General features: G+C 68.1%; 4 protein-coding genes. 2 read left to right on the forward strand and 2 right to left on the reverse strand.

The window, feature by feature from the left end; all coding sequences use genetic code 11:
- Positions 1–35 precede the first annotated feature (35 nt).
- Positions 36–2,321, forward strand: coding sequence for a TonB-dependent receptor (locus M2282_RS27845; protein WP_280812018.1), 2,286 nt, complete (start codon positions 36–38; stop codon positions 2,319–2,321).
- A gap of 31 nt (positions 2,322–2,352) precedes the next feature.
- Positions 2,353–3,264: a copper chaperone PCu(A)C gene (locus M2282_RS27850; protein WP_280812019.1), complete on the forward strand. Its 912-nt coding sequence runs from the start codon at positions 2,353–2,355 to the stop codon at positions 3,262–3,264.
- Positions 3,265–3,273: 9 nt separating this feature from the next.
- Here M2282_RS27850 and M2282_RS27855 read toward each other — a convergent pair whose 3' ends face one another.
- A complete protein-coding gene (locus M2282_RS27855) occupies positions 3,274–5,082 on the reverse strand; it encodes a phospholipase D family protein (RefSeq protein ID WP_280812020.1) in 1,809 nt (602 codons plus the stop codon).
- A gap of 103 nt (positions 5,083–5,185) precedes the next feature.
- The gene (locus M2282_RS27860) at positions 5,186–7,081 is read right to left on the reverse strand and encodes an ATP-binding cassette domain-containing protein (RefSeq protein ID WP_280812021.1); all 1,896 of its coding nucleotides are present in this window, start codon (positions 7,079–7,081) and stop codon (positions 5,186–5,188) included.
- Positions 7,082–7,299: the final 218 nt, after the last annotated feature.

Raw genomic sequence — 7,299 nt, forward strand, 5'->3', positions numbered from 1 at the left:
CAGTGAAAAAGCATTCCCGCGCCTTGGCGATCGCCATGGCATTTCCCCTCAGCGCGCCCGTGTGGGCGCAGCAGGCATCCGGCGATTCGCCTGAAGGCGGCACCGGCCGCGCCCTGAGCACCGTCACCGTGACCGGTGGCCGGCCGACCTCGCTGCCGGCGCAGATTCCGACCACCATCGAAGGCGTGACGCACGAGCAGATCGCCGAGACGGTCAACGCGACCGACAGCGAAGACGCCCTGAAGTACCTGCCGAGCCTGGTCGTGCGCAAGCGCTACATCGGCGACTTCAACCATGCGGTGCTCGCCACCCGCGCCTCTGGCACGGGCAACAGCGCGCGCTCGATGGTCTATGCGGACGGCATCATGCTGTCGAACCCGCTGGGCAACGGCGCCACGTATGCGCCGCGCTGGGGCATGGTGTCGCCCGAGGAAATCGAGCGGGTCGATGTGCTCTACGGGCCGTTCTCTGCCGCGTACCCGGGCAATTCGGTGGGCGCGGTGGTCGACTACGTGACCCGCATGCCCACGCAGCTGGAAGCGCACGTCAAGCTCAGCGGCTTTGCTTCGAACTTCGACCAGTACGGCAGCCATTCGTCGCCGGCCGGCCAGCAGCTGGACCTGTCGCTGGGCAGCCGCAGCGGCGACTGGTCGTGGTGGCTCAGCGCCTCGCGCACCCACAGCAAGGGACAGGCGCTGGTGTTCGGCAACCGGCTGCTCAGCGCCGGCACCGTGGGCAACGCCGGCACGCCGGTCACCGGCGCGGTGCTGGGGCTGAACCCGTCGAACCAGCCGTGGTGGTTGGTGGGCGGCTCGACCATCTACGACACCACGCAGGAGCAGGCCAAGCTCAAGGTGGCCTACGACTTCTCGCCCACCGTCCGCGCGACCTACACGCTGGGCGCCTGGAACAACACCACGCACGGCGGCGTCGACACCTACCTGCGCAATGCGTTCGGGCAGCCGGTGTATTCGGGGCGGGTGAACATCGCGGGGCGCGCCTACAACCTCGATGCTCCCAGCGCCGCGCTGGCGCCGACCGAAACCGCGCTCACCCACTACATGCACGGCCTTTCCGTGAAGAGCCACACCGGCGGCGTGTTCGACTGGGAGGTGGCGGCGAGCCTGTTCGACTATTCGAGCGACACCTCGCGCACGCCAACGACCCCGTTGCCGGGCGCCTTCAACGGCGGCCCCGGGCGCACCACCGACATGGGCGGCTCGGGCTGGAACACCTTCAAGGCCGCGGGCACCTGGCGCCCCACCGGCTCGGCCGAGGGCGTGGGCGCGCACGTGGTCGACTTCGGTTTCCAGCAGGACACGGCGCGCCTGCGCACCAGCGTCGGCAACACGCTCGACTGGATCAACGGGCCGGCCGTGACCCCGTTCTCCGCCTTCAACGGCAACACCCGGCTGCAGTCGCTCTACGTGCAGGACACCTGGCGCTTCGCCAAGGACTGGAAGACCACGCTGGGCCTGCGCCACGAACGCTGGGAAGCCTACGGCGGGCAGCTGGGCAACGCGACGCGGCTGCTCGACTTCGCGCCGCGCAAGAACAGCTACGACTCGCCCAAGGCGGCCATCGCCTGGCAGGCCACGCCCGACTGGCTCTTCAAGGCCTCGACCGGCCGCGCGGTGCGCATGCCCACGGTGAGTGAGCTCTACCAGGGCTCGATCGACGGCAACCGCATCGTCAACACCAACCCGAACCTGCGCCCCGAGCGCTCGTGGACCACCGAGCTCACCGCCGAGCGCGACCTCAAGGGCTGGGGCCTGGACGGCATGCTGCGCACCACGCTCTTCTTCGAGAACACGAAGGACGCGCTCTACAGCCAGGCGCTCAACAGCCTGGTGAGCACGGTGCAGAACGTCGATGCCGTCCGCACCCGCGGCCTCGAAGTGGCGCTGAACGCGGTCGACGTGGGCATGAAGGGGCTCGACCTGAGCGGCAGCCTCACGCTCACGAACTCGAAGATCACCGCCAACAGCGGCTTCCCCGCGAGCGTCGGCCGGGAGCAGCCGCGTGTGCCCAAGGTGCGCGCCTCGCTCCTCGCCACGTACCGGCCCGATGCCAAATGGAGTTACACCGTCGGCATGCGCTACAGCGGCAAGCAGTACGGCTCGCTCGACAACAGCGACCCCAACGGCTTCGCGTACATGGGCTTTTCGAAATTCTTCGTGGTCGATGCGCGCATCCGCTACCGCATCGACCGGCAGTGGAGCGCCGCCGTCGGCATCGACAACCTGAACAACAACAAGTACTGGGCCTTCCACCCGTACCCGCAACGCACCTACGTGGCCGAACTCAAGTTCGACCTATGACGCTTTCATTCATCTGCAAGGACACGACGACATGAACACCCCTCGCTTCAAGATCCACAAGACCCTCGCCGCCTGCGCCCTGTTGGGCGGAGCGGCCGCCGCGCTGGCCCACGTCACCCTGCCGCCGGGCGGCGCCACGGTCGGCAGCGACTACAACGCCGCCTTCCGCGTCGGCCATGCCTGCGAGGGCGCCACCGCCACCACGGGCCTCGCGGTGCGCCTGCCCAAGGGCTTCGTGCTGACCGACGCCCAGGCGCGCAAGGGCTGGAAGCTCGACGTGCAGAAGAACGCCGGCGGCGGCGAGGTGCGCTGGACCGCCGAGACCCCGCAGGACGCGCTGCCCGGCAAGGAGCGCAGCGAGTTCGTGCTGCGCGGCAAGGTGCCGGGCACGCCGGGCACGCTGTGGTTCAAGGTGCTGCAGACCTGCGACGTCGGCGCCGCCGATTGGGCCGAAGTGCCGACGTCGGGCAGTTCGACCGCGGGGCTCAAGGCGCCGGCCGCGAAGCTCAACGTGGTGGCACAGGGCGTGGCCACGGTCGACGTGCGCGACGGCTGGGTGCGGCAATCGGTGCCGGGCCAGAGCGGCACGGGCGCCTTCATGAAGCTCACCGCGCCCACCGGCGCGAAGCTGGTCGGCATCTCGACGCCCGCGGCCGGCGTGGCCGAGGTGCACGAGATGAAGATGGAAGGCGACACCATGAAGATGCGCGAGCTGGCCGGCGGCCTCGACCTGCCCGCGGGCCAGACCGTCGAGCTCAAGCCAGGCGGCTACCACGTGATGATGATGGACCTGAAGGGCGCGCTGGCCAAGGGCGCGGCCGTGCCGTTCACCCTGAAGTTCGAAGACGCCAAGGGCGTGAAGACCGCGCTGGACGTGACGCTGCCCGTGGGCGCGCCCGAAGGCGCCGATGCCGGCGGGGCGACCCACCAGCACAAGCACTGACCGGGTCGGTTAGAGCAACTGGTCGGGCGCGAGCGGGCCGAAGAGCTTCAGCATCAGGCGCAGCGTGGCGCTGGCGTCGGGCTCGGTGGTCGTGTCCGCGAGGCCGCTGCCTTCGGGGGCGTGCCACACCAGCGCGCCGTTGACCTGTTCGACGTGCCAGGAGCGCTCGCGCATGCCGCGCTCGATCTGCTCGCCGGCCGCGCGCGAGAGTTCGTCGCTGCGGATCAGCAGCGCGATCTCGGTGTTCTGCAGTTGCGAGCGCAGGTCGAGGTTCATCGAGCCGACGACCAGGAGGCGCCCGTCCATCACCAGCACCTTGGAGTGCAGCATCGCGCGCGATTCGCCGGTGGCACTGCTGCCGCCGGCGCCGCCGCCCGATGAGCCGGAGCCGAAGACCGTGCCGAAGGTGGTCTGCTCGCTGCGCAGTTCGTAGAGCTGGATGCCCATCTTCAGCAGTTCTTCGCGGTGGCGCGCGTAGCCGACGTGCGCCACGGGCGCGTCGTTCGACGCCAGCGAATTGGTCAGCACCCGGATCTTCACGCCGCGGGCGCGTGCGGCCGAAAACGCCTGCTTCATGTCCTCGCCAGGCACGAAGTAGGGCGAGATGATCAGCAGCTCGGAGCGCGCCTGGCCGATCAGTTGCAGCAGGCCTTCGACCACGGTGTCGCCGCTGGCAGCCGCGTCCGATGCGGCTTCGAGCGACGCGGTGCGGCGCGAAGCCGGAGGGGGCGGCGAGGTCGGCGATGCGTTCGAGGCGCGAGGCGCGCGCGCTGCGTCGGCGGACTGGCTTACCACGAGGCCCGGGTCGCGCGTTGCGCCGGGGCCGGTGTCGGCCGGGATCTTGCCGGGCTGGTCGGCCAGCATCACGGCCGGCGCCCAGACGAAGGTGGCGGTGCGCAGGTCCAGGGGTTTCTCGTCCCAGACGCGGGCGCGTTGTTCGGCGGTGGGCGGCGCGTCGGGCCGGGGCTTGCTCTTGTCCTGGCTCTCGGGTGCCTGCGGATCGCTCTTCGCCTGGGCGGCTTCGTCGGTCAGTTCCTTGTCGGCCTTGCGCGCGCGGTCTCGGATCTCCTGGAATTCCTCCCGCGAGACCAGCGACTGCACCGGATAGGCGCGCTCGTTGTTCCAGTAGCTGTCGAAGCTGCGCGAGAGGTCCTGCACGATGGGACCGGCGGCCAGCACGTCGAGGTCGACGAAGTTGCCGGTGGTCGCGTTGCCGAAATAGGCGTCGCCCAGGTTGCGCCCGCCGGTGACGCCGAGCACGTTGTCGGCCAGGAACAGCTTGTTGTGCATCCGCTGCTGGATGCGCGAGGCGTCGCCGATCGAATTGAAGAGCCGGCTGAAGGTGGAATCGCGCGCACCCGCAAGCGGGTTGAACAGGCGCATCTCGATATTGGGAATGAAGGCCAGGCCCAGCACCAGCGCGTCGCGGCCGGTGCTGTGGAAGTCGTCCAGCAGGATGCGCACGCGCACACCGCGCTCGGCGGCCGCCCGAAGGCCCCGCACGAGACGGCCAGTGCTCGCATCGGCGTGGATGGCGTAGTACTGCAGGTCCAGTGTCTTTTGCGCGCCTTCGATCAGTGCGAGCCGGCTGCCGTAAGCCGCGGGCGGGCCGCCGAGCAGCAGGAAACCCGATTCGAAACGGGCCTTGTCAGCCTGTCGGCGCTGCTGGACCAGCGTACCGAGCGCGGTGTCGTTCGGCGAGGCAAGCGCGGTCGAGACGGGGCGGTCGACGTCTTTGGGCAGTTGGGCACAGGCGCCCAGCAGCAATGCCGCGACGAGCACGGCATATCGGCCGAAGAGCGTGAGGGGTGAAGGCATGCGGCGATTACCGGGGGTTGGGGTAGCCGCATATATAGCCTAGTCGGCGCCCGGATCGCGTCGGACGGGCGGACGCGATCCGGGGCTTTGGCGCTCGACTTGATTAACGCGCGGCGCCCAGTTCTTCCTGGCGTTCGAGGGCGGCGAGCAGTTCCTCGTCGATCTGCGCATGGCGTTCGCTCAGTTCGACGGCGCGCGAGGCGTCGGAGGCGTAGATGGCGCCGCCGTCGAGTTCGAGCATTTCGGTGATGCGCTTCTGCTCGGCTTCGAGGGCTTCGATCTGGGCGGGCAGGGCCTCGAGCTCGCGCTGCTCTTTATATGAGAGCTTCTTGCGGGAGGCGGTTGCCTTGGGAGTCGCCTCGGCCGCCGGGGCAGGCGCGGGTGCTGCGGGCGGCGGTGCCGCGGCGAGGCGCTGCTCGGCGATCTCGCGCGCGCGCTTGGACTGGATCAACCAGTCCTGCACGCTGCCTTCGTACTCACGCCAGCGGCCGTCGCCCTCGAAGGCGATGGTGCTGGTCACCACGTTGTCCAGGAAGGTGCGGTCATGGCTCACCAGGAACACGGTGCCGTCGTAGTCTTGCAGCAGGTTCTCGAGCAGCTCCAGGGTGTCGATGTCCAGGTCGTTGGTCGGCTCGTCGAGCACCAGCACGTTGGCAGGCCGGGCAAACAGGCGGGCCAGCAGCAGGCGGTTGCGTTCGCCGCCGCTGAGCGATCGCACGGGGGAGTTGGCGCGCGCGGGGGAGAAGAGGAAGTCGGCGAGGTAGCTCTTGACGTGCTTCTTCTGCGAGCCGATCTCGATCCACTCGCTGCCGGGGCTGATGAAATCTTCCAGCGTGGCGTCCAGGTCGAGTTTGTCGCGCATCTGGTCGAAGTACGCCACCTGCAGGTTGGTGCCGCGGCGGATCTTGCCGCTGTCGGGTTCGAGCTCGCCGAGGATGAGCTTGAGCAGCGTGGTCTTGCCCGCGCCGTTGGGGCCGAGCAGGCCGATCTTGTCGCCTCGCAGGATGGTGCCGCTGAAGTTGCGGATGACGGTCTTCTCGCCGAAGGACTTGGTCGCTTCGGTGAGCTCGGCCACGATCTTGCCGCTCGACTGGCCCGAGGCGACGTCCATGTTGACGCTGCCTTGCACCTCGCGACGGGAGACGCGGCTCGCGCGCAGCTCCTGCAGGCGCGTGATGCGGCTCTGGCTGCGGGTGCGGCGGGCTTCGACGCCCTTGCGGATCCAGATCTCCTCTTGCGCGAGGAGCTTGTCGGCCTTGGCGCTGATGACGGCTTCCTGGGCGAGCTGCTCTTCCTTCTGCAGGAGGTACTGCTCGAAGTTGCCGGGGTAGGAGCCCAGCTTGCCGCGGTCGAGTTCGACAATGCGGGTGGCGACGCGGTTCAGGAAGCTGCGGTCATGGGTGATGGTGACGACGCTGCCCTTGAAGTCGATCAGCAACTGTTCGAGCCATTCGATGGAGTCGAGGTCCAGGTGGTTGGTGGGCTCATCCAATAGAAGGACATCGGGGGCGGCCACCAGGGCCTGCGCCAGGGCGACACGCTTGCGGGTGCCGCCGGAGAGGGAGCCGACGCGGGCGTTGCGGTCCAGGTGGAGGCGGTGCAGCGTCTCTTCGACGCGCTGCTCCCAGTTCCAGGCGTCGTAGGCTTCAATCTGGGACTGGAGGGCATCGAGGTCCAGGCCTTCGGCGCCTGACAGATAGAGATCCCGTACGGCGATCACGCTTCCCAGGCCTTGGCTGGCTGCGGTGAATACATCCGCATCCATATCGAGCACGGGCTCTTGGGCGACGTAGGCGACGCGCAGGTTCTGCTGCAGTTGCAGGGTGCCGTCGTCGGTCTTTTCCAGGCCTCCCAGTATCTTGAGCATCGACGACTTGCCGGCGCCATTGCGACCGATCAGGCCGATGCGTTCCGATTCAAGAAGAGAGAAGTCCGCATGATCTAGCAGCGGGACGTGACCGAACGCGAGTTGGGCGTCGAGGAGTGTGATGAGTGCCATGTGGCACGGATTATCGGAGGAGCCTCCTCTTGATCCTGGGGCGGCGCGAAGCGCCGCCCCAGGATCAAGAGGTTCTGTGTTCGATTTTCTTCACTGCAGTCTTGCGAGGTCCAAGATTTGGCATATACTCGTGGGCTCGGCTGATGACGCTCCTGTAGCGCTTCGGTGGTTGCTCTGGAAGGGGTGGTTGCTGGAGAGTTGGTCGATAAAAAAACTTC

Source organism: Variovorax boronicumulans (genome assembly GCF_029892485.1).
GTDB lineage: Bacteria > Pseudomonadota > Gammaproteobacteria > Burkholderiales > Burkholderiaceae_C > Variovorax > Variovorax boronicumulans_B.

Coding starts and splice junctions, on each gene's coding strand:
- M2282_RS27845 (WP_280812018.1), top strand. CDS start 36: ATGGCATTTCCCCTCAGCGCGCCCGTGTGGGCGCAGCAGGCATCCGGC.
- M2282_RS27850 (WP_280812019.1), top strand. CDS start 2,353: ATGAACACCCCTCGCTTCAAGATCCACAAGACCCTCGCCGCCTGCGCC.
- M2282_RS27855 (WP_280812020.1), bottom strand. CDS start 5,082: ATGCCTTCACCCCTCACGCTCTTCGGCCGATATGCCGTGCTCGTCGCG.
- M2282_RS27860 (WP_280812021.1), bottom strand. CDS start 7,081: ATGGCACTCATCACACTCCTCGACGCCCAACTCGCGTTCGGTCACGTC.